We start from the raw sequence: 23,386 nt of genomic DNA on the forward strand, positions 1-23,386 counted from the left end.
ATGGGCACGTCGTCTGGAGGCTGGAGAGATGGCCGAGTGGCTTAAGGCACACGCTTGCTAAGCGTGCGATCGGGAAACTGATCCGAGGGTTCGAATCCCTCTCTCTCCGCCAGCCACGAACGAACAGGAACGAAGAGCGCGTCAGGGCGCGCGCCGTCCCTGGATCAGGTACACGAGCTCCGCCAGCGCGTGGACGTCGAGGCACAAGCGCACGGCGTCGCCACGCACGATCGCGCCGTTGTACGGGCCCGCGAGCGCCACGAGCGGCGGCGCCGGATGCAGCGAGGCGTCCTCGATCTCGCCGACGGACGTGACCGAGATGAAGAAGGAAGGTTCGTCCTCGCGGCCCGGATCAAGCTCGAGGAGGTAGGAAGGTCCATCGTCGGGGCCGAGCGCTTCGCCGGTCTCGAGGGCGCCGAGGCCACGCACGCACGCCGCGAGGGGGAAGGCGAGCGTGTTCGGGAGGTCGACGCCGAAGGAGATGCGGCGGACGAGGCGCGCAGGGATCGCATAAACGGCCTCGCCCGCGCGGACCCAGAGGACACGCACGAGGCCTCGTTCGAGCGGGACGTCGAGGGTAGCCGTGAGGCCCTCGGAAGGGCGGCTCGCGAGGCGCACGGTGCCGCCAAGGCGCCGCACGGACTCACGCACGAGGCCAAGGCCAAGGCCACGGCCCGCGAGGAGGTCGACGTTCTCGCGCAAGGTGAAGCCCGGGACGAAGAGGAGGCCGAGGAGCGCTTTGTGATCGGCCGAGACAGCACGCGCTGACGCGATGGCGCCACGCGTGACGGCGCGCGAGCGGACACGCTCGATGTCGACGCCAGAGCCGTCGTCACGCACGACGATGCGGAGCGAGGCGCCGCGTTGCTCGGCGGAGATTTCGACGCGGCCGGCGAGAGGTTTGCCGAGGTGCGCGCGCGTGGTCTCGGGCTCGATGCCGTGGACGATGGAGTTCTGGACGAGCTGCAGGAGCGGGTCGAAGAGGCCCTCGGCGACGCGGCGATCGACGAGGGTCTCGCCGCCACGCGCGAGGACGCGGACGTCACGACCGAGCCTGCGCGCCTGCGCGATCGCCGCGGAGACGACACGATCGAAGAGGGTGGCGACGGGCGTGGTGCGCATGAGCGCGATGTCGGCGTGCGCGGACGCCGCCTCGAAGCGCGAGCGCTCGGCGATGCCGAGGAGCGTGGCGGCCTCGGCGTCGAGGGCGTCGGAGAGGGCCGCGACGGCGGCGGTGGCCTTGCGGAGGCGTCTTTCGCGGCGAGGGAAGGCGTCGTGCGGGCCGCGGGTCTCCGCGAGCGAGCTGCGGACACGACGGGCGCGGGTGGCGAGGACGCCGAGCTCGCGGCCGGCCGCAGCGATGGCGGATTCGGCGCGTTCGAGGGAGCGGACACGATCGAGGAGGCGATCGAGAGCCGCGGTGGAGACGCGGAGGGTTTCGCCGGAGAGGCGCGCAGCGTGAGGATCGAGCGAGGGCTCAGGGGCGCTGTGCGGGGCCGGCTCGGGAGAGCTGTAGGAGGGCGGAGGTTGCGTGCTCGAACGAGCGCCGTACGCGAGGCGGCGGAGGACCTCGACAGCGCGATCGGGCGCGGCGACGAGCTCGCCGAGCAGGCCCCGCCAGCGCGCGATTTCGGCGATGGCACGGCGCGCCTCGACGTCGCTGCGGTTCGCGTCGCGCGCGCGATCTTCGAGGCCGTGGCAGAACCACGCGGTGGCGTCGTCACCGGCCGCGAGCGCGGCCGCCTTCATGGCGTGCACCTCGCGGAAGATGCCGGCGATGATGCGGGGCTCGGGGAGCTCGCCGGAGAGGAGCTCGTCGACGCGCGCGAGGCGATCGGTCATCTCCGCCGCGTAACGCGCGCGTTTTTCGGGCGGCGCAGGGCGGCCGCGGAGATCCCACGGCGGCTCGGGCCAGGCGGGCGCGGGGATGGCGCGGCCCGCGGCGAGAGCTTCGCCCGCGATGGAGAGGACGGCGCGCGCATCGACGAGGGCCGTCGTGTCGCCGTCGACGAGGCGCCGCTCGATCCGCGCGAGCGATTCGAAGAGCGCACGCTCGCCGGCGACGCCGGCCGAGCCTTTCAGCGCGTGAATCGCGCGGCGCGGGGCGTCATCGAGCGCGTCGCCTTCGAGCAGAGGGGCGTGGCGCTGGATCTCTTCGAAGAGAAGACGGGTGAGCTCGCGATCCGCCGTCACGGCGAGGCCCCACCGTCGTCGCCCTGCGGCGATCCGGGCGAGGCTTCCCCTGTGCGACCTTCGTCCCCGAGCTCGCCGAGCAGGCACGAGAGAGGCGCGAGCACGGGGCGAAGCGCGCCGAGCAGGAGCGGGCGCGCAGGGGTCGTGGCGCGGAGCGTGGAGAGCGCAGAGAGCAGGCCGCGCGCATGTTCGGCCGCGAGCGTGACGGCCCGCGCGACCTCGGGATCGATGCCGGTGGCGCGCCGCAGGTGACGCTCGACGTCGGCGAGCGCGAGACCCGCGCGTCCGGCCGCGTCGCCGAGCGCGCGCGCGGATCCGCCGGTCTCGTCGGCGGCCACGAGGACGTTCGCGAGCTCGCCGCGGATGAGGCTCGTCTCGGCGGCCATCTCCTCGACGACCGCGACGAGGTCGCGCGTGGCGTCGGCGCCGCGCACGGCGTGCGTACGGATCTCCTCGGAGAGCAGGAGCAGCGCCTTGCCTTGGGGCTCGGGGGTGCGCGCGCCTTCGAGGCCCGCGTTGAGCGCGACCACGCTGAGGCGCTCGAAGAGGTCGGCGACGCGCGTGGCCGCGAGCGTGAGGCCTTCGGCGTGTGCGGCCATCGCGCCGGCGCGCTCGGAGACGCCCTCGATCGAGGCGCGTTGCCGCGTGACGGCTTCCATCAGGCGCGGCGTACCCTCGGCGGCCTCGGTCACTGCGCGTTGCGCCTCGCCGTGCGCCGACCAGAGCGCCGTGTCGATGTCCGCCGATGCCTCGGGCGCGCTCGCGGGCTCGGCTGCGCGCCGGAGCACGTCGATCCACCTGCGCCTGCGCGGCGCGCTCACGACGCGGCCTCCGGCGAGCGGAGCACCGCGGTGCGCGCCGTCCAGATCGCCTCCTCGGCCTCGCGACGGAGGGCCGCGACGTCGAGGATCGCGGCGTCCGTCTCGCCTGCACGCACGAACCCGGTGCGTGCTTCTTCGTAGAGCCCCGACGACTCGATGGCGCGTCCCACGATCGCGACGGGCTCGCCGCCGAGGTCGCAGAGGACGGCCGTGGTGCGTTCGTTCTGCGCCGACGGCGAGAGCCCTTCTTCGTCGATGCAGAGGACCGTGACGACCTCGCCGTTCGCGAGCGCGACGCCCGCGGCGGGCTTGCGTAGGCCCTCGACGGGCGTGATCGAGGGGAGCACGAAGACGCCGCGCACGACCTCCGCCGGCACGAGCACGAAGCGCCCATCCTTCGCGACCGAGACCCTCACGAGCACGCCTCCGCGTCGCACACGTCTCTCTCCCCTGCCGCGCGTCTACCTCGTGCGAAGGACGCGCGACTGCAAGAACTGGTAGATGATCTTCACCGCGTCGAACGAGCCGACGGTGCTCTCCTTGACGACCTCGCTCACGGTGCGCTGCCCGTTCACCGCGTCGAGCACGAGCCGCTCGGGCCGCGCGAGCTGGCCGGGCGAGAGTCCTTCGAGGGCAAACTGATCGATCACGAGCACTTGATCGAAGTGGATCGTGCCCTCCATGAGCCGCCACTCGTCGACGCGGCGGAAGCCTTCGAGCACGAGCGCGCTCACGCCGAGGGTGAGCTTCGCCATGTCGGCCTCGGGGCGGAACGGCTCCTTCGTGAAGGAGAAGCGCCCGTACGGCCAGCGGAGCATGTCGTAGATGAGCTCGCTCGATTGCTTCGTCAGGATGTCGACGAGCTCCTCGCGCGTGACGATGCCGCGGGCCACGACCTCCTCGCCGAGCAGCTTGTTCGAGCCGCGCAGATCGGCGAGCAGCGCGTCGAGCTGGTCACGCGTGAGCGCGCCTTTCTCGAGGAAGTACCGGCCGAGGCGGTACTCTTCGGTCGCGCCGCGCGACTGCACGAAGTCGATCTGCCCCTGCCGCATGGAGATCGTGATCGAGGTGCGGTTGTTCGTGACGTGCAGGACGCCCGTTTGGCGCTGCATGCCGAGCACCTGGAGGATCTCGGCGAGCGCCACGACCGAGAGGTCGCCGCTCATCGCCTCGCGGACGCCGTCGCCCGGGTCGAGGTCCTTCACCGTGAGCGATAGGGTGGCGAGGATGTCGGGCGTCATGGCGCGCGCGACGGCGGCCATGACCGCGGCCTCGCTCGCGCGGTCCTGCGGCGAGATGGCGAGGATCGCGGGGACGACGGCGTTCGCGACCTGCTGGGCGAACTCGACGCTGGCGCGCTGCCGCGCGTGCCGGATGTGCATGCTCGGGCGCATGCTCTCGGCCGGCAGAGGCTCCTCCTCGGGCATCTTCTGGCCCTCGGGGACGGGGCGCGGCGAGCGGCCCTCGGCGGTCTTGGCGAGCGCGCCCTCGACCACGGTGACGAGCGCACGCGCGTCGAACGGCTTCGTGATCGCGTCGACCGCGCCCGTTTGTTGGACGAAGGTGCCGCGGATCTTGTCGCCCTTCGCGCTCATCAGCACGACGGGCAAGGTGCGGTGCGTCGCGTCCGAACGAAGCTCGCGGCAGAACTGGTAGCCGTTCATCCGCGGCATCACGAAGTCGAGCAGGACGAGGTCGAACTTCGGGCCTTTGCGGATGAGCTCGAGCCCCGCCACGCCGTCGCGGGCGGTGGTGGGCTCGTAGCCGTTGCGGGCCAGGATGGCGCTGACGACCTTCAGGATGGTCGGGCTGTCGTCGATGATTAGGACACGCGCCGCGCTTGCCATGTGGGCGGCGCAAGCCTAACTCGGGCTGCCGGAGATTCGCGCAGCGAAAAACCGTAAATCGTACCGCTCTGCCCAGCGGTCAGGCGAGGCGGGGCACGCCGGCCCGAAACTTGGCCGTCTCCGGTGGTCCCTGGCACGAGAGACGGCTGTGCCGAAGCCTCGTTCGTTCCCCGCGCCCGCCGAGACACGCCTCGCATGGCACGAGCGCGCCTTGCGTTTCGTCGCCGTGGCGCTGCCGTTCGGACTCGCGCTCACGCGAGCCACGGGCAGCGGGCAGTGGAGAGACGATTTACCAGCGCTGCGCGATCTCGGCCTGCTCGCGGTGGGCGTCGGAGGCGGCGCGTCGACGCCGCTGACGCAAGCGCTCGGCCTCTTGCCGCTCGGGCCACGGACGTTTCGGGCCGCGCTCGGCGGGGCGATCGCGCTCGGGGTCGCGTCGATTTTGCTCTTTGGTCTCGCGCGGCGGCTCTTGCGGACGCTCGGCGCCGGGCCGACGCTTGCCTCGGGGCTCGCGGCGCTCGGGACGCTGACGGCCGCGCTTTCGCCGGTGTGGCAACGCGAGGCGACCGTGGGCGGTGGCGCGATGATCGCGGTCGCGCTCGCGCTGGGGACGCTGCTCGCGGGGACCTCGATGCTCCGGGCGGAAGGCACGGATGCAGTGCGCGGCGCCGCGCTTTTTGGCGCGCTCGCGGGGGCGACGCTCGCAGAGAGCCCGCCGTCTGCGTTCGCGGCGGTCTTCGCGGTGCTCGCGACGCCGATCGCCGAGCGGCTGCCGTTCGGCAAGGCAGCGGGGATCACGCCGTCGCCGATCCCGTCGCGCAAGGTCGTGGCCATCTCGTTCGCGTCGATGGCGGCCGTCGCGCTGCTTTTGCTCGTGCCGCTCGCTGTTCGGCCGCTCGCGCCGCGGGCGTTCGCCGACGTCGGCCGCGCGCTGTCGGCCGCGGATCTCACGGGCTTCGACGTGGCCGGGCCGCGGCTCTCGAGCCTCGCGGCGTGGGCGCGCGAGGTCGGCGTGGCGTCCTTGCTCATCGCGCTCGGCGGCGTGGTCGTCTCGCTGCTCGCGCCCAGCGCGCGTGGGCTCGTCGCGCCGCTTGTCGCGTTCGTCGCGTTCGACACGTTGATCCCTGCGCGCGCGTTCGCTGCGCTTTACGCGGATCCGATGACGCCCGTCCGCGCGCTCGCCGTGGCCGCGCTCGCCGTGTGCTCGGCGCTCGGCGTCTGCTGGGTGACGCACAAGCTGCTCGAGCTGCGCCTGCCGATGGCGAAGAGCGGCGCGGTGCTCGTCGTGGTTTTTCACGTGACGCTCGTCGCGCTCTCCTCGGAGGAGGCGGGATACGTCGCGGATCGTGGCAAGCAGCTCGCGGCCGAGGAGTGGACGGACGGCGCGCTCGGCAGGCTCGAGCCGAGCTCGGCGATCCTCGTCCGCTCGCCGGCGCTCGCGTTCCGTCTCTGGGCGGCGCGGCTCCTCCGCGGCGAGCGGCCCGATGTGCTGATCGTGCCGGAGCGGCTTTTGCATCGCGGGCGCGTGGCGCTCAGCCTTCTCGCGGTGGAGCCGGAGATCGAGCCGCTCCTCCGGGATTACGCGATCTCGGGGCAGCCGAGCGAGTACGCGCTGTCGAAGCTCGCCGACATGCGGCCGCTGCACGCGGAGATCGAGCGGAGCTGGCCGCGGCGGCTCGTTTCGCACCTGACGGTCGACGGATGCTGGCTGGAGTATGCGCCGCAGCCGCTCGGGCCTTCGGATCGCAAGCTCTCGACCACGGCGTCGCTGCAGCCGATCCAGCGCGTGATGGCGGCGATCGCCGCGCCGATCGTGCCGGACACGGCGACGTCGACCGTGGTGGCGGGGACGCTCCGGGATCAGAGCGCGGTGCTCTCGATGCTCGGCGAGCACGACGCGGCGCAGGCGTTCCTCGACGAGGTCGGTCGTCTCGCGCCGGGCGAGGTGGGCCTCACGGGCGCCTCGGTCAAGCACGTGATCCTGGCGAAGGCGATGATGGTCGCCGCGAACGCGCGCGCCCCGCGCCGCCCGGGTCCTTCGGCGTCACGCGTGCCCTGACGGAACGATCGGCTCAGGACGCAGGCAACGTCATCACCTGCTGGCTCGGTCGTTCCGGCTGACGGATCGCCTTCACGCGCCGCTCGAAGCTCCGCCGATCCTCGTCGGAGATCGTCACGCCGCCGAACCGCGCCGCGAGGTAGATCTCGGTGAGCTCCAGGATCTCCTCCGCGAGCGGATGCGACATCGACACGAGCGCCTGCGCATGCCGGAGCGGCGGTACGCTCGGCGAACGGCCCACGCCGCGCGCGCCCATCGCCATGTCGAGCCCCTCGTAAAGCGACGTCGCCAGCACCGCGCTCGCAGAGCGAGGATCCGCCGCGCGTGAGGCCGCGGCCGCGCGTTGCTTCTTGCGCCGCAGCCAGAGCGCCGCGCCGCCGGCCGTCGCGATGACCGCCGCCACGACGAGCAGCCCCGCGCGACCTCGCGGCCCGCCCGTCGTCTTCGATCCGCCGCGACGATACCGCGACGTGAGACTGTTCAAGAGCCCCACCTGCTGGCTCAGATCGTAGCTCACCACGTGCCGATCCCAGCGCTGGCTCGTGGCCTCGATGAGGTCGCGCAGGTAGGCCCACACGCCCACGATCTCGCTCTTCGGCGCTGCGTCGGCGGGCGGGGTCGGGTCGAAGGTGAGCCAGCCGTACTCGTCGATCCACGCCTCGACCCACGAGTGCGCGTCGCCCTGGCGCACGGCGTAGAACCGACCGAAGCGGTTGTAGCTGCCGCCCACGAAGCCCGTCACGTTGCGCGTCGGCACGTCGAGCGTGCGCAGCATGATGGCCATCGCGGTCGAGTAGAACTCGCAGTGCCCGCGCTTCGACTCGAACAGGAAGTGATCGAGCGGCTGCGGATCCTTGCCGGACGGCGAGGCGAGGTCGTACCGATACTCGGTCCTCAAATGATTTTCGATCGAGCGGGCCCGGTCGAGCGGCGTCTTCGCGTCCTTCGTCCAGTCCGCGGCGAGATTGCGGATCCGGTCCGACATGTTCCGCGGCAGCGTGAGGTACTTCCAGCGCTCACCGCTCGGGAGCTTGCGGAACGAGGGCGTCTTCTTGCGCGAGAGGAAGATGTCGTACTTGATGCCGCGGTCGTCGATGGGCTGGTAGCGAAGCTCGCCCTCGGGGCCCTTGAAGGCCATCGCCTGCGGCTCGGGCGCCACCGTCGCGCGTGTCCGCAGCCGGAGGCCCGAGGCGTACGGCGGCAGGAACATCACAGGCGGATCGATCGGCTCGAGGTCGACTCGCATCACCGGATCGAGCGCCGAGTCCGGCCAGTGATCGTCGATCGGGATGATCCCCGCCTCGGTCTCCGTCGCACGTTTCCACGACTCGCTCTGCGTCCACGTGCGACCGTCGTACGCGTCGAGCGCAGCGCCGCGCAGGTGCAGCGGGATCCGCGCGGGCGGCGGATCGGGCAGGTTCGGCATCTCGATGCGCATCACGAGCGTCGGGTCGCTGCGCAGGACGCCCACCTCGCCGAGGTCGACGCGGCCCGAGAACCCGATCACGCGGCCCGAATGCCCGCGGTTCAGGAGCAGGAGCGAGAGCCCGACGCGCGGGAAGAGCACGAAGAGCAGCGCCGTGAACACGAAGATCGGCACCGAGAGCAGGCACGTCACGCCGAGGAACGTGCGACCCACGACGCGGCGCGAGCGCAGGATGCGCGGCACGTCGACGGGCAGCCCCGTGCGGTCACGCGCGCCTTGCCGGTAGTTGCCCTCGACCTCACGCCGGAGGTGGCTCAGCACGAGCGCGCCCGGCGCCACGATGATCACGCCGAGGAAGCAGAGCCCGTAGCCGAGGCCTCCGCCGAGCACCGTGCCCGAGATCAGGTGCAGGAGCGCGAGCACGATCACCTGCTGGTCGTGCGCCGCGCCCTTGCGCGTCGCGAGCCGGATGATCTGCAGCGCCGCGGCGAACTCGATCACCACGTCGAGCACGTTCGCGTTCGCGTCGAAGAGCAGCCGCCCGATCTGCAGCGCGAGCACGCCGATCAGCGTGATCGCGTCGAAGTGCTTGAGCGCCGGGTACTTCTCCCAGACGTCGCGGATCAGGAGCGCGATGACGAGCCCGCCGATGAGCGAGCCGCTCACCCAGGGCCCGAACTGCCCGCTCGCGAGGAGCGCGAGGATGCCGAGCACCGCGAGCGCGTCGGTCATCACCCGGTGAACGAGCCCGAACCTCATGCGTGCCCTCCGCTCGTCCGCCCAGGACCGCCCCGCGAAAGCCCGCGGCGCTCCTGGATCTCCTGCACCCGATCCTCGTCGACGGCGTCGAGCAGCGCGAGGAACCTGAGGATCCGGTCGGATCCGATGTTCCTGTCGCCGCGCGCCTCCTCGCCGAGGTTCGTCGCGACGACCACGCCGTCGCCGCGCTTGATGTGGGCCACGGCGCGCGAGGCCACCTCGCGGATGCGCTTCTCGAACTGCTGCGCGAACGCGTCACCCGAGCCCTTCGGCCGCACCACGTCGATCACGAGCCGCACGTCAGGCCGCGTCTCGCGCGCCCGCTCGCGCAAGACCATCTGGCTCGTGATCGCGCTCTTCCGCCAGTAGATGTCGCGCGGATCGTCGCCCTCGCGCATCGGCCGGAGCGCGTACGTCTCGTCGCTCGTGCCGCGCCCCGCGGTGCCCACGCCGCCGAGCGCGCGGCCTCGATCCTCGGGCGGCAAACGCACCGGATCGACGGCCGGATAAATCACGAGCTCGCCGTCCGCCATGACCTCGCGCGATTTCTCGAACAGCCCGAAGGGGAAACGCGTCGCGATGCGGAAGCCCGTGTGCCGATCGCGGCCCCGGCGCGCGGGCGTGCGCCGGTAGGCGGCCACCTGCGCGCTCGACGGGCTGATCTTCAGGAAGAAGCAGCGTTTGTCCGCGGGCTGTCCGGCGCGCAGATCCTCGACCTCGATCGCGTACGAGGGGATGCGCTTCTTGTGGTTGTAGACCTCGATCTCCACGAGGTGCGCCCGCCCCACCTGCGCCCGCGTCGGCAGCCTGCGCGTCACCGTCAGCGTCCGCAGCGACAGCTCGCTCATCACGCTCGACACGACCATCAGCGACAAGAGCATGCCGAGCAGCAGGTAGAGCAGGTTGTTGCCCGTGTTGATCGCCGCGAAGCCCACGCCGAGCGTGATGCCCACGAAGTATTTTCCTTCGCGGGTGAACTTCAGCCGCCGCGGCATCTTGAAGCTGAAGAACGAACGCCAGAGCCGCGTGAGCGCGTTCTCCGGGCGCGGCGCCCCCGGGGTGCCGGGCAGCGGCGCGAGCGGGTGCGGCACGGGCAGCGGCGTCGCCTCCGGCCGCGTGACGCGACTGTCCCGGGGCGGTTTGTCGCCTCGAACGGCGAGCGACTCGGCCTGCCTCCGGTCCGCCACCATGCGCGCCTCGCTCAGAGCGGGACCGGCACCCGCGCGACGATGTCCCGCACCGCGTTCTCGCACTCGTCGCGGCTCGGCATGTAGCCCTCGGCGTGCGCGGCGAGGCGGATCCGGTGCGCGAGCACGGGCACCGCGAGGTCGTGGATGTCGTCGGCGATGCAGTAGGTTCGCCCGTGCAAGACGGCGCGGCTTCGCGCGGCGCGGGCGAGGTTCATCCCGGCGCGGGGCGAGGCGCCGAGCGAGAGCGTCGGGCTCGCGCGCGTCGCCGACAGCACGGCTTGCAGGTACGTGGCGAGCGATGCGTCGAGCTCCACCCGATCGACCTCGCGCTGCAGCGCGACGAGCGCCGACGGCTCGAGCACCTGCGGCACGGCCTTGATCCGGTCGCCGTCGCCGCCCTGAAGCAAGAGCCGCATCTCCACGTGCGGCGGCGGATACCCGAGCCGGATGCGCACCATGAACCGGTCGAGCTGCGACTCCGGCAGCGGGAACGTCCCTGCGAAGTCCTGCGGGTTTTGCGTGGCGAGCACGAAGAACGGGTCGGGCAGCGGCGTCGTCACGCCATCGACCGACACCTGCCCTTCGTTCATCGCTTCGAGCATCGCCGACTGCGTCCGCGGGCTCGCGCGGTTGATCTCGTCGGCGAGCAGAATGTTCGCGAAGATCGGCCCTTGCCGGAACACGAACTGCCCCGTGCGCTGATCGAAGACGCTCACGCCGAGCACGTCGCTCGGCAGGAGGTCGCTCGTGAACTGCACGCGCCGTAGCTCGCCGCCCACGGCCTTTGCGAGGGCGCGCGCCAGCGTCGTCTTGCCGACGCCGGGCACGTCCTCGATCAGCACATGGCCGCGCCCGAGCAGCGCGATGAGCGCGAGCTCCACGGCTTCGGGCTTTCCTTCGAGGGCCTGCTCCACCGCGGAGCGGAGCTCCTGGAGCACGGGCGTCGTTTCCCGCGCGATCGAGAGCGCCGACGTCATTGGGGCTGATGCTAGCACGATCATCGGAGGCGCCTCGGGTAACCTCCTGATTTCTGGAGCGTGGGGTACCGGGGCGCCGATCCTTCCCGGCTCTCGGCCCCTGCCGCCCTTCCTTTCGGCGAGGCGTGTGGCCCGACCCCCGGGCCGCATGTATGCTCCGCCGTCGTGGCCGTCCCCGGTCCTTCTCGGGCCCCTTCAAACGATGACGACGAGCGTCGGAACGCCTCCTCTGGAGAGGCCGACGCGCTCGCCTTGACCCCGTCTCCGGGCGGCGCTGCCCTGGAGTTACCCGGGACGAGCGCGCCGCTTTCGGAGCCGACACCGCTCATCCCGCCCTCCAAACAGGGCAGCCTCTTCTGGCGGATTCGCGGGATGATCCGCACGGTTCGGCCGAGCCAGTGGGTGAAGAACCTCTTCGTCCTGGCGCCGGTCGTCTTTGCCAAGCACCTGACCCACCCGTCGATCATCAAGAGCGCGATCGGCGCGTTCGGCGTGTTTTGCCTGCTCGCGGGCGCGGTCTACACGATGAACGACATCGTGGACGCGAAGGCCGACCGGGTGCATCCGGTGAAACGCTTCCGGCCGATCGCGAGCGGCCAGGTCCCGGTCTCGCTCGCCAAGACCATGGCGATCGCGCTCGTCCTCACCGCGCTCGGCGGCGCGCTCCTCGGGCCGATCAAGTTCTTCATCGTCGCGCTCGCGTACTTCGCGCAGAACGTCGCTTACTCCTTCGGCCTGAAGAAGATCGCGTACGTCGACGTCGGCCTCATCGCCCTCGGCTTCGTGCTGCGCGTCCTCGCCGGCGGCTTCGCGACGAACACGCCGATCTCGGGCTTCATGGTCGGGTGCACCGCGCTCCTCGCGCTCTTCCTCGGCTTCGGCAAGCGCCGCCACGAGCTCGCCTCGGCGGCGAACGCCGGCAAGCAGCGCGCCGCGCTCGAGGCGTATTCGCCCCGCGCGCTCACCTTCGCGCTCGCGGCCACGGGCATCGCGACGATCGCGACGTACCTCGCGTACACGCTCGACCACGACACCCAGCGCTTCTTCGAGAACCCCTGGCTCTGGGCGACCACGATTCACCCGCTTTTCGGCGTCGTCCGGTTCCTCCAGCTCGTCGTGAGCCGCCCCAAGGCCGAGAGCCCGACGCAGGAGATCCTGCGTGACGTCCCCTTCATGATGAACATCATGATCTGGGTCGCGGAGGTCGTGTTCATCGTCTACCGGCTGAGGCCCTCCTGATGGCGGACGAGGCGAAGGCGAAGGAAGAACCGGGGAAAGTCCCCGAGAAAAGCGACGCCTGGACCGACCTCGGCCTGACGCTCCCCATCTTTCTCCTCTACCACCTCGGCGTCGTCTTCCTCCCCGTGCGGAACGCCGCCGATCCCGTCACGGCCGAGCTCTCGGCCCTCGCGAAAAACAGCCTGCCCACGTACGCGGGGCTCACGGTCGCGATCGGCATCGCGTTTGTCGTGGTCCTCGCCGCCACGGGGCAGAAGCGCGCGCTCGAAGGGAAACGTTTCGCGCTGATCGCCCTCGAAGGCACGCTGTACGCGATCCTCATGCGGTTTGCCGCCTCGTACATCGTCGGATCGCTCACGCTGGGCCCGAGTGTCGAGACGCGCGGCGTCTTCTCGGGCGTGGTCATGTCGATGGGCGCCGGTTTTTACGAGGAGATCGCCTTCCGCGCCGGCATCTTCGGCCTCGGCGCGCTCGTCGTGAAGGCGATCTTCGGCCCTGGGATCCGCCGCCTCGTGCTCACGCTCCTCTGGGCCGGCGTCGCGGCGGTCGCGTTCTCAGCCTGGCATTACGTGGGCGCGCTCGGCGACTCGTTTGACGTCCAATCGTTCGTCTTCCGCGCCGTCTGCGGCCTGGTCCTCACGGCGATCTACGTGTTCCGCGGCTTCGCGCCTGCGGTCTGGACGCACGCCCTCTACGACGTCTGGGCGATGGTGCTTCACGGATGAATCGAACAGCCCGCTCGCTCGCCCTCTTCTCGAGCTTCCTCCTCGCGGCGTGTGTCGCCGGCACACCGGAGACCCCGGCGCGGGGTCAGGGCGCGCCTCCGCCCTTGCCGGAGGTCAAGACGGCGCCGCCTGCGCCGGGCATGCTCTGGATCCCGGGCGCCTGGCATGACGACGGCGTCCAATACGTATGGATTCCAGGTCGATGGGAGTCCCCGCGGCGCTCGACGCAAAACCCTGACGGGTAACAGAGGCCACGACGGGTTGCTTCACCACCAGCGCCGTGCTTTCTCCGCTTATGTGACGCTCGCCGAGGAGATCGCTGCCCTGCCGCCGGCCCTGCTCGCTCGCCTTCGAGCGCGGGGCTTCGATCCCGACCGTCTCGCCGCCTGGGCCGCCATGATCGGCCAGGATCGCGACAAGCGAAACCGTTTCGCGGGTTCCGTTCTCCCACCCGCCGAAGGGGACGTCGTCGACGCACCGGCGCCGGGCGGCCCCGAGTACGCGCGTTTCGAGCAGCTTGGCCGCGAGGCGCTCGCGCGGGGCGAGGTCGCGCTTTGTGTGCTCGCGGGTGGCATGGCGACGCGCATGGGCGGCGTCGTCAAGGCGCTCGTCGAGGCTCTCCCTGGAAAAACATTCCTTGATCTCCGCCTCGCCGAGATGGAAGCCCTCGCGCGCGGGACGGGCGCGACCTGTCCGCTCTGGCTCATGACGAGCGAGGCCACCGAAGGCCCGATCCGCGCCGCGCTCGGCGCTCGTCTCGACACGGGCGACGTCGCCACGTTCGAGCAGTTCGTCTCGCTCCGCCTCACGCACGAGGGCAAGATCTTCCGGGACGAACACGGCGAGCCGAGCGTCTACGCCACGGGCCACGGCGATCTGCCCGACGCGCTTCGTGCGAGCGGACTTCTCGATCGGTTCATCCAACGAGGTGGCAAGACCGTGTGGATCGCGAACCTCGACAACCTTGGCGCCACCGTCGATCCGGTGATCCTCGGCCTCCATCTCGCGCACGGCGGCCCGCTGACCGTCGAGGTCGTGAACAAGGTCGGCAGCGACAAGGGTGGCGGCCCGATTCGCTGGAACGGCAAGAAGATCATCGCCGAGGAGATGCGCCTGCCGATCGGCTTCGATCCGGCGCAGATGCCTGTGTTCAGCACGAACACGTTTCTCGTATCGGCCGAGGCGCTCGCCTCGCTCGACCTCGCGTGGACGTACGTCGAGGTCGACAAGACGGTCGGCGAGGCGAAGGCGGTCCAGTTCGAGCGCATCGTCAACGAGATCACGACCGCGCTCGACCCGCAGTTCCTCCGCGTCCCGCGCGACGGGGCCGCGTCGCGCTTTTTGCCCGTGAAGGACGTGCCCGAGCTCGAGCGCCGCAGGCCCGAGATCGAGGAAGCGCTTCGGGCCCGAGGGATTCTTGCGTAGGTAGGATTCGTTCAGACCAGTACGGATCGCGCAAGGGAGCCACGGATTTGCACTTCGAGATCACGCACGAGTTCGACGTCCCCCTCGATGCCCTGGAGCTCGCTGTCCTCTCGCCCGACATCGGCTTGATGATGGCCCCCTTCCTCGCCGCGACGAGCGTCGCTTCGGTCGAGACGATCGAGCACGTGATCGCGAACGGCGAATTGCGCCGCGTCCTTCGCTACCAGGCGAACGCGCCGCTCGCGATGTTCCGCGGCTACGACGTCGCCCGCGAGGCGCTCTCCTGGGAAGAGCGCTGCGTCTATCGCCTCTCGAGTTACGTGGCCTCTTGGTCCGTCTTCCCGCGCGAGCAATTCCGCAAGTATTTCAGCGCTTCCGGCACCTGCCGCCTCGAAGCGGCGCCCGAGGGACGCGCGCGCAGAACCGTCGAGGGCGACATCGAGATCAAGGCTGGCGTACTCTCCTCGCTCGCCGGCCGCATGGCCTTGGTCGAGATCCGCAAGATCTACGACGCCGAGGCCGAGACGTTGCGCCGCCTCTCGACCTTATGAAGAAGCTCTCCGCCCTGGCCCTCGGGGGCCTCGCCCTCGCCGCGTTCACCACGTCCAGTGCCCCTCTCCACGCGCAGAGCGCGTACGTCCCCGCGCCGGGCCGTCCCGTCGCGGCCGGAGACGATGCGTCGAGCATTGCGTACAACCCGGCAAACCTCGGGTTTTTGCCCGGCGCGGAGCTGCGCTGGACCATGGCGCAGGCCGGCGCGGGCGCGGGCACGACGAACGGGCATGCCTTCGATCTCGGCCTGCCGCTCCTCGGTTTGTCCACGGGCCTGCGCGTCGATCTGCTCGACGTCAGTACGCCCGCCGGCGCATCGGCCTCGCAACGGTGGTTGCGCTGGGCGCTCGCGACGAACCTCAGCGACACGTTCGCGCTCGGCACCACGTTCGGCTGGTCCTACGCCGAACGAGGCGACCTCGACGAGCAGTTCGGCGTGACGACGGGCCTCACGATTCGCCCGTTCACCTGGCTCTCGGCCGCCGTCATCGCGCGCGACTGGACCACGAACGCCGATCGCCGATACGACGTGGGCCTCGCGCTCCGCCCGTTCTGGGGACGCCGGTATGCCGAGCTTGGCCTCGAAGCCTCCATCCACGAGCGCACCGGCGACGTCACGCCACGCGCCACGCTCGGCCTCGACGTCCCGCGTGTCGGCCGCCTGCGCGGCGAAGTCTCCGTGCGTGACCTCGCCGCGAGCCCCGACCTCACGGCAATGGTCGGCCTCGACCTGAACTTCGCGACGCTCCAGGCCGGCGGCGGCGCGATCTTCGGCGGCGGCGACGTCGGCTATTACGCCACCGCCGCGCTGCGCACCTACCGCGAGCCGGGTTTGCCCTCGCCCAAGCGCGTCGCGCGCATCCGCATCGACTCCACGCCCGGCGTCCGCAAGCACGTCCAGCTCCTCCGACGCCTCTGGCGGCTCGCCGAGGATCGCAACGTCGACGGCGTCGTCCTCCAGCTCCGCGCCGAGCCCGCGAGCTCGCTCGCGCATGCCGAGGAGGTCGGCGACGCGGTTCGCCTGCTCCGCGCGAGCGGCAAGAAGGTCCTTTGCCATCTCGAAGACGCGGGCGGCCGTTCGCTCCACGTCTGTGCGCAGGCCGATCGCATCGCCATGAATCCGGCCGGCGGCCTTCGCTTCGCGGGCCTCTCCTCGCAGTACATGTACTACGGCGGTGTCCTCGACAAACTCGGCGTCCGCGCCGACTTCGTCCGCGTCGCCGAGCACAAGCTCGCGGCCGAGCAGTACACGCGCAAGGACTCCTCCGAGATCGGGCGTCAGGACCACATGGACCTCCTGACGCAGCTCGAAGGCATCTACATGCACGACGTCGGCGGCGGCCGCAGGATGCCGCTTTCCACGCTGCGCAAGACCATCGCGAAGGGCCCTTTCATCGCGCCCGAGGCGCGCAGCGGCGGCCTCGTCGACGTCCTCGCGTACGACGACGAGATCGACGAGGTCGTCGAGGAGACGATGGGCGGACGCGCGCGCATCGTCGACGACGTCGCGCCCACGAACGCGCCCACCTGGTGGGGCACGCCTTCGAAGATCGCGATCGTCTACCTCTCGGGCGACATGGTCGACGGCGAGAGCCAGACGATCCCGCTCGTCGGCATTCGCCTCGCTGGCTCGTACACCATCGCGAAGGCCCTCAAGCGCGCGCGCGAGGACGCGAGCGTCAAGGCCGTCGTCTTCCGCATCGAGACCGGCGGCGGCTCCTCCCTCGCGGCCGACGTCATTCTTCGCGAGGCGATCCTCACCGCGAAGGCCAAACCCTTCGTCGTCTCCATGGGCACGGCCGCGGCGAGCGGCGGCTACTACGCCTCCGTCGCGGGTGGCCCGATCTACGCGAACCGCGCCACGATCACCGGCTCGATCGGCATCTTCTACGGCAAGGTCGACCTCGTTGGCCTCCTCGGCAAGCTCGGCGTCGGCCTCGAACAATTCCGCACAGCTCCCCGCGCGGACGCCGAGAGCCTCTATCGACCCTTCACCGAGGAAGAGCGCAAAGAGCTCGGCGTGAAGGTCAAACAGTTTTACGACCTCTTCATCGCGCGTGTCGCCGAAGGCCGCAAAATGAAGCCCGAGGACGTCGATGCCGTCGCGCGCGGCCGCGTCTGGACCGGCCAGCAGGCGCTCGAACGCAAGCTCGTCGATCACATCGGCGGCCTGCGCGAAGCGCTCGACGACGTCCGCTCTCGCGCCGATCTCCCGCACGACGCGCAGCTCGTCGAGTTCCCCGAGGACGACGACAGCCTCCTCATCGCGCTCGCCAAGCTCGCGGGCATCGCCGCGGTCTTCCCGCAAGCGGGCGCCGTGCCGATCGTCATTCCTCCGGCCTTGCTCGACCTCGCGCGAGGCCTCGCGCCCTTCATGGTCTACGACGGGACGAAGCCGCTCGCGCGCCTCGACCTCGTCGGCGACGTCTCCTTCGGCGGCGCTCCGGCGACCGTGGACGACGAACTGCCGTGACCGACGCCGCGCCTCTGCCCGTCCTCCATGCCGAGGACGCTCGCATCACGATCGACGACGTCGTCGCGATCGACCGCCTCACGGTCCGCGCGCGCGGCGATCGCATCCTCTGCACCGGCGAAGCCGAGGCGCTCTTCGCCGCGCTCACGGCCGTCCCGCTCCGCTCGCGCGCGCCCTCGCACGACGACGCGGCCATGCCGGGCGAAGCTTCGATCACCGCGGGCACCTTGCACGTCGCCGGCCTCGACGTCGCCACGCGCGCGCACCTCGACGCCGCGGGCATCGCCCCGCTCGATCCGCCCTTGCCCAAGGGCACGACCGCGCACGACTACGTCACCTGGAGCGCGCGCCTCGCCGGTTTCTCTCCCCGCGCGGCGCGTGACCTCGCCGCCTCTGCGCTCGAACGTGTCGGCCTCTCGTCCTTCCTGCGCCGCCCGGTCGACTCGCTCGAGCTCCCACCGCGCCGCGCGCTCGTCCTCGCGCATGCGCTCGTCGCCGATCCTGCGATCCTCGTCCTCGAAGCGCCGCTCGCCGGCCTCGACGGCCCGGCGGCGGCGTTCGTCATGAACGCCCTCTCGCGCGCGACTGACGGCCGCGGCGTCATTCTCTCGGCCGAGCGCCTCGACCCGGGCACGCCGGAGGGCGATCTTGCGCGCGCGGCGACCGACGTCCTCGTCTTCGCGGGCGGCGCGCTCGTCCTCGAAGGCGCGCCCGAGGCTCTTTTTGCGGGCGTTCGCGTGTATGGCGTCACGATCCGCAAGAACCCGGGCCCCTTCCGCGAGGAATTGCTGGCGCGCGGAATCGAGGTCACCGGGGGGCCATTACGGATGAGCGTACGGCTTTCACCGGATGCCTCGACGAAAGACATCGTCGCGGCGGCGAGCAAGGCGCGGGCTCCGCTCGTGGAGATGTTCCCGATCGTGGGCTAAGATCTGCCCTCGGGGGAGGGCGGATCCATGGATCGGGACGACATCGCGCTTTTTGCGGGGACGCTGCCGGGGGTGGCGGCGTCCGAGGAGCTTTCGCCGCTCGTGGAGCGGCTCTTGCCGGGGAACGAGGGCGCGCGGGAGCTCGAGGTCCTCTCCGACGAGCTCGTCCAGGCCTGGGCGCAGCGAGAGGGCTTCGACCCCCAAGCGCATTACATCGTCAAGGCGCACCCCACCCATTCCGACGTTTATTCCGTCTCGCTCTACGAGGTCGAGGCCATTCGCCACTGGTCGACGCCCGAGCTCGTCAAGCTCCTCCGCCTCGTCCCTGCCCTCTTCGCCCGGTATTACCCCGAATCCCCCGAGGCCCGCGCCCTCCTCCCCGGCTTCGACGGATTCGACTTTCACGCCTTCGCCCGCCTTTACCGCGAGAAAATCGCCCGCGGCTTCGAGCACGTCAGCCTGCTCGGTTTTCCCCCGGACGCCCTTCGCCAAAAAGACGCCCGCGGCGACATTCGCCTCGCCGATCTCTTCGTGCCCACGCGATTCATCACCGACGATCGCGACCAGAAAAAGCCCACACTCGCGCAGCTCCTCGATCGCGGCCGTTCGGCCCTCATCCTCGGCGATCCGGGCATGGGCAAGACCACGCTCCTTGCGTTCCTCTCGCTCCTGCATTCGGATCCCAGCGTCACCCTCGAAGGTTATCGCGCCTCGCCCCGACGTGTTCCTTTTTTCGTCTCTCTCCGCGAATACGCCCTCGAATCCCACAAGACCGAGCTCGCCCTGATCGATTTTCTCGCCGTGCGGGCCCGTTCGGACCATTCCCTCTCGAATGCCCACGCCGCGTTTTTCGAGGCCACCCTGCGCATGGGCGAAGCCATCGTCCTGCTCGACGGCCTCGACGAAGTCGGCTCCTCCACCACCCGGAGCCGTGTCGCCAAGGCCGTCCGCGAATTCCGCGCGGCATACCCCCGTTGCCCCGTCTGGGTCACCTCCCGCATTCACGGCTACACGGCCGACATCGCGCTGCCTCGCAACGAATTCGAGCACCTCCGCATCGGCCCGCTCGCCGACGAGGACATCGACCATTTCATCAAACGCTGGTATCGCATCCAGATCCCGGACAACGATCGCCGTCGCGAAGAACAACAAAACTCCCTCCGCCGCGCCGTCTTCCGCACCTCGCAGGTCCGCGCTCTCGCCACGAACCCGCTCCTCCTCACGCTGATGGCGTTCGTTCACCGCTTCCTCGGCCATTTGCCCCAGGAGCGCGGCGAGCTCTACGAAAAATGCGTCGACATGCTCCTCCGCACCTGGCTCGACGCCAAGGAGCGCCCGGAAAAACACGCCTTCGAGCGCCGCGCCCTCCCCACGGAGCTGCCGCGCGCGTACCTGGAAAAACTCGCCCTCCACGTCCAGTTCCGCGCGATCAGCGACGCCCACAGCGTCCGCGGCCTTTTCTCCCGGGACGACGCCCTCGATTTCCTCACCCAGCTTCACCGCGAGCGCGCCGAGGACGAAGAGCGCGACCTCTCCTACGACGTCGCCCACGCCGAAATGCGCGATTTCATCGATTTCGCTTGCGATCGCGTCGGCCTGCTCGTCGACCGCGGCGGCGGCAAGCTCTCCTTTTTGCACCTCACGCTCCAGGAATACCTCGCCGCGTATGCCGGCAGCTTCGACGTCGACCACGAGGACGAGGGCCGGTTCGTCCGGGAACACCTCGGCGACGGCGCCTGGGAAGAGGTGCTCCTCCTCCGTTGGTACGTCCTCGCGAGGAAACGCGGCGAACGCCGCCGCAAGCTCGTCCGTGATCTGCTCGGCGAAATCGTCGACGAGTTGACCAAAACGCCCGAGCATCCGGGCTGGCTCACCCTCGGCCGCGCCATTCGTGACGGCCTCGTCTCCCGCGAGCGCGACCGGCGCGTCATCCTTTCGGTGATCCTCTCCCGCTGGGCGCAAAAACCCGCTTTCTCGGGCGATATCTTCCTCGTCCTCGACGACATTTGCGAATTCGGCGATTCCGACCTCCGGAGCGAGCTCCGCGCCGCCTGCGCCGATCTCCAGGAAAAAGGCTCCACCGCGGAAGCCCTCGCCGCTCTCCACCTCGAAGGCAAGCTCCTCGGCGACCTCCCCGGCGCGGCCGATCGCATTCGCGCCCGCCCCGACCTCGCCGAGCTCTTGCCCGACCTCGTCGTGTTCCGCGACGAACCCGCGCTCGGCACCATTCTCGACGAACGTTCCACCGTGGATCACTGGGCCACGGCGCTCGCCGCGCTCGGCGGCACGGCCGTTTATCGCACCACGCTCGGCTGGCTCACCGGCCTCTCCGAGGCCCCGGTCCCCTTCGAGGCCCCGTTCCTCGGCGCCGCGCGCTGGCTCCGCGAGCGCATTCGCTCCGAGATCAGCTCACGCCTCGCCTACACCGAGCATTACCCCGAGCGCGTCCATTTCCTCCTGCAATCCCCCTACGGCTGGCGCCTCTCCGACTGGACCCATACCCTCACGTCGCCGCTCGCCTTCCGCAAGATCCCGCAAGCCCTCTCCGCGCTCCCGCAACCCGCGCCGATCACCACGACCCTCCGCCACCCGAAGCTCGCCCGCGACCGCATGGGCGACGCCGACCTCGTCGAGGTCCCCATCATCGAGCGAATGGTCCGATTCAATCAGGACGCCCTCGCCGCCTTCCCCCAGGGCGAGCCCATTCCCGAGGACGCCGTCCACCGCATCGCCACAGCCTTCGTCCGCACCGTCGTGCGCACGTTCGCCTGGAGTTTTCCGCGCTCCTTCACCGGCAACCCCAAGCCCACGTTCGTCCGCGAATTCGTCCAGTCCCTCGGCCGCGACCTCCGCAGCGACATTCTCCGCTCCTTCGGCCGCGCGTTCGCGCAGAACTTCGTGCGTGATTTCTTCCGCACGCTCGGCCGCTCGTTCCTGCGCTCCTTCGGCACGGCGCTCGGCCGCGATTTCGTGCGCGACCTCGTCCCCGCGCAGGATCGCCGTCGTTATGTCAAGCTCCTCGGAAACCCCGACGCCTCGGCCGACGCGCTCGACTGGGAGGCCCGCTGGGATCAAGCGCTCGGCGAGGAGGCGCACGTCGCCCGCGTGATCGAACAGGACGATTTCTGGTGGCTCATCTACATCCACCGCCCGAGGCTCGGCATTCACGCCGAGGCCCGCCCGCCGAATTTGACGTTCGACTTGAAAAACCCGCTCGCCCTGCCCGTGCTGCTCGCCGACGTGGGCACCCTTGCGGCGAACGAATGGCTCTTTGCTTTGAGCCGGCACCTCCACGTCCACCCCTCCGACGAAAAATCCTCGGACGAGGCCTGGGAGACGTGGCTCGATCAGAATCCCGTCGATGCCTTCTGGGTCGCATTCGCCTGGGACGAGCACGCCAAGCTCATTCGCCGGCACCACGGCCGCCTCGACGGCCCGCTCGGCGCGCTCGCCCTCGCCCACGCCGATTACGCGTCCCTCATGACGGGCTTCGACCTCGTGGCCACCTGTCCCACGTGGAAATCGTTGCTCGACGAAGCCGGCCCCGAAAAGGTCGCCGCCCTCCGCGTCCTCGGAGCCACGCCCGCGGCCGCGTCCGCTCCCGCTTCCGCCGCCGCTTCCGCTCCCGCTTCTGCGCCCGCGGCCGCTTCCGTCTCCGCCCCCGCGCCCGAAGCCGCGCCGCTTTTCACGTGGCTCCACCTCTCCGACCTGCATTTTGGCCTCCCGGGCGCCGGCGACCGCCACAACCAATCGCAGATCCTCTCGATTCTCCGCGACGATCTCTCGACCCTCGATCGACAAAAGGTCCCGCGCCCCGACGCCATTCTCGTCACCGGCGACATCGCCTGGAGCGGCAAGCCCGATCAATACGCCGAGGCCTCGAAATGGCTGCTCGATGTCGCCCAGCGCCTCGGCCTCGCCAAGGACCGCATCTTCGTCGTCCCCGGCAACCACGACGTCGACCGCAGCATCGACGCCGATCGCAACGTAAAACGCCTCCTCCGTGGCCTCCGCGGCGGCGACGACGACCTCGACGACGCCCTCGAAAACCCCGACGACCTCGACCTCCTCCGCCGCCGCCAGGCCGCCTACCTCGAATTCGCCGCCGCCTTCGCGCCCGCCTGCCGCGACCTCTTCTGGTCGAGCACCGAGACCACCCGCGAAGGTTTGTCCCTCCGCCTCATTGGCGCGAACACCTCGCTCCTCGCCGCCGGCGACGACGACGCCCGCAAGTTACGCCTCGGCCAGCGCCAGCGCGCCCTCCTCAATGACGCCGCCCGCGAACGCGAGCTCGTCCTCGTCCTCGGCCATCACCCGCTCGAAGACGATTGGCTCGCCGAGCAACGCGACCTCGCTCGATTCCTCGGCAGCCGCGCCCACGCCTATCTCGCCGGCCATGTCCACGACGCGAAGAGCGAACGCATCGTCACGGGCGGCGGGGCCGACGCGCTCCGCATCATTGCGGGCGCGGTTTATGGCGGACGCGAGCGCGACATTCCCCACGGCCACGCTTACAGCGTCACGTCCATCCACCACGCCCCGAGCGGCGGCGCCGTCCTCCGCGTCCACCCGCGCCGTTTTTCCTTCAAGAACTACGACTTCCGGCAGGATATCGACAGCACGGACGAGGGCCGCTCCTATGCGGAGCACCCCCTCGCCCGTTTGTCGCTCCCCCCCGCGGGACCGCGCTTCGTCCGTTGATCATCACCCACGCAGCCTTCGTTTCGTTGGCCTTCGCCGGGCTCGGCTGCGCGCCTTCCGTCTTGGCTTC

16 protein-coding genes and 1 tRNA gene are annotated in these 23,386 nt (G+C 70.2%); 10 read left to right on the forward strand and 7 right to left on the reverse strand.

Annotation, left to right across the window (positions count from 1 at the left end):
- Positions 1-22: 22 nt before the first annotated feature.
- Positions 23-112 (forward strand) — tRNA-Ser (locus KEG57_RS09475).
- A 29-nt stretch (positions 113-141) separates the two neighbouring features.
- Here KEG57_RS09475 and KEG57_RS55525 read toward each other — a convergent pair.
- Genes KEG57_RS55525 through KEG57_RS09495 form a run of 4 tightly spaced genes read right to left on the reverse strand, consistent with a single transcriptional unit; the run spans position 142 to position 4,861 of the window.
- Positions 142-2,193 carry an ATP-binding protein gene (locus tag KEG57_RS55525; protein ID WP_272458382.1) on the reverse strand — a complete coding sequence of 684 codons (2,052 nt, stop codon included), beginning with the start codon at positions 2,191-2,193 and terminating at the stop codon, positions 142-144.
- Complete coding sequence (locus KEG57_RS55530) at positions 2,190-3,014, reverse strand: methyl-accepting chemotaxis protein (protein ID WP_272458383.1); 825 nt, start codon at positions 3,012-3,014, stop codon at positions 2,190-2,192. The genes KEG57_RS55525 and KEG57_RS55530 overlap by 4 nt, the downstream gene beginning before the upstream one ends.
- Positions 3,011-3,451 (reverse strand): chemotaxis protein CheW, encoded by a 441-nt coding sequence (locus KEG57_RS55535; protein WP_272419331.1) that lies wholly within the window; start codon positions 3,449-3,451, stop codon positions 3,011-3,013. Before KEG57_RS55535 ends, KEG57_RS55530 begins: the two co-directional genes overlap by 4 nt.
- Before the next feature lie 24 nt (positions 3,452-3,475).
- Positions 3,476-4,861: a DUF4388 domain-containing protein gene (locus KEG57_RS09495; protein WP_272458384.1), complete on the reverse strand. Its 1,386-nt coding sequence runs from the start codon at positions 4,859-4,861 to the stop codon at positions 3,476-3,478.
- 148 nt (positions 4,862-5,009) lie between these two features.
- On the opposite strand from KEG57_RS09495, the gene KEG57_RS09500 reads away from it, so the two are divergent.
- Positions 5,010-6,920, forward strand: a complete 1,911-nt coding sequence (locus tag KEG57_RS09500) for a hypothetical protein (protein WP_272458385.1) — start codon at positions 5,010-5,012, stop codon at positions 6,918-6,920.
- Positions 6,921-6,933: 13 nt separating this feature from the next.
- Here KEG57_RS09500 and KEG57_RS09505 read toward each other — a convergent pair whose 3' ends face one another.
- From KEG57_RS09505 to KEG57_RS09515, 3 genes are read right to left on the reverse strand one after another with little or no spacing between them, the layout of a single operon-like run.
- Entirely contained in the window at positions 6,934-9,105 is a 2,172-nt protein-coding gene (locus KEG57_RS09505) for a transglutaminase TgpA family protein (RefSeq protein ID WP_272458386.1), read from the reverse strand.
- Positions 9,102-10,295 carry a DUF58 domain-containing protein gene (locus KEG57_RS09510; protein WP_272419336.1) on the reverse strand — a complete coding sequence of 398 codons (1,194 nt, stop codon included), beginning with the start codon at positions 10,293-10,295 and terminating at the stop codon, positions 9,102-9,104. Before KEG57_RS09510 ends, KEG57_RS09505 begins: the two co-directional genes overlap by 4 nt.
- Before the next feature lie 11 nt (positions 10,296-10,306).
- Positions 10,307-11,272 (reverse strand): AAA family ATPase, encoded by a 966-nt coding sequence (locus tag KEG57_RS09515; RefSeq protein WP_272419337.1) that lies wholly within the window; start codon positions 11,270-11,272, stop codon positions 10,307-10,309.
- Between the two features lie 252 nt (positions 11,273-11,524).
- Between KEG57_RS09515 and KEG57_RS09520 the strand changes: the two genes are divergently transcribed.
- Genes KEG57_RS09520 through KEG57_RS09555 form a run of 8 tightly spaced genes read left to right on the forward strand, consistent with a single transcriptional unit; the run spans position 11,525 to position 23,316 of the window.
- Complete coding sequence (locus KEG57_RS09520; RefSeq protein ID WP_272419338.1) at positions 11,525-12,511, forward strand: decaprenyl-phosphate phosphoribosyltransferase; 987 nt, start codon at positions 11,525-11,527, stop codon at positions 12,509-12,511.
- Positions 12,511-13,236, forward strand: coding sequence for a CPBP family intramembrane glutamic endopeptidase (locus KEG57_RS09525; protein WP_272419339.1), 726 nt, complete (start codon positions 12,511-12,513; stop codon positions 13,234-13,236). Before KEG57_RS09520 ends, KEG57_RS09525 begins: the two co-directional genes overlap by 1 nt.
- A complete protein-coding gene (locus KEG57_RS09530) occupies positions 13,233-13,481 on the forward strand; it encodes a YXWGXW repeat-containing protein (protein ID WP_272419340.1) in 249 nt (82 codons plus the stop codon). The genes KEG57_RS09525 and KEG57_RS09530 overlap by 4 nt, the downstream gene beginning before the upstream one ends.
- Before the next feature lie 52 nt (positions 13,482-13,533).
- A complete protein-coding gene (locus KEG57_RS09535; protein ID WP_272458387.1) occupies positions 13,534-14,661 on the forward strand; it encodes a UTP--glucose-1-phosphate uridylyltransferase in 1,128 nt (375 codons plus the stop codon).
- Positions 14,662-14,708: 47 nt separating this feature from the next.
- Complete coding sequence (locus KEG57_RS09540) at positions 14,709-15,212, forward strand: DUF2505 domain-containing protein (protein ID WP_272419342.1); 504 nt, start codon at positions 14,709-14,711, stop codon at positions 15,210-15,212.
- Complete coding sequence (gene sppA / locus KEG57_RS09545; protein ID WP_272458388.1) at positions 15,209-17,686, forward strand: signal peptide peptidase SppA; 2,478 nt, start codon at positions 15,209-15,211, stop codon at positions 17,684-17,686. Before KEG57_RS09540 ends, sppA begins: the two co-directional genes overlap by 4 nt.
- Entirely contained in the window at positions 17,683-18,615 is a 933-nt protein-coding gene (locus tag KEG57_RS09550) for an ABC transporter ATP-binding protein (protein WP_272419344.1), read from the forward strand. Before sppA ends, KEG57_RS09550 begins: the two co-directional genes overlap by 4 nt.
- A 27-nt stretch (positions 18,616-18,642) precedes the next feature.
- Positions 18,643-23,316, forward strand: a complete 4,674-nt coding sequence (locus tag KEG57_RS09555) for a metallophosphoesterase (RefSeq protein ID WP_272458389.1) — start codon at positions 18,643-18,645, stop codon at positions 23,314-23,316.
- Positions 23,317-23,386 lie beyond the last annotated feature (70 nt).

The organism is Polyangium jinanense (genome assembly GCF_028435365.1).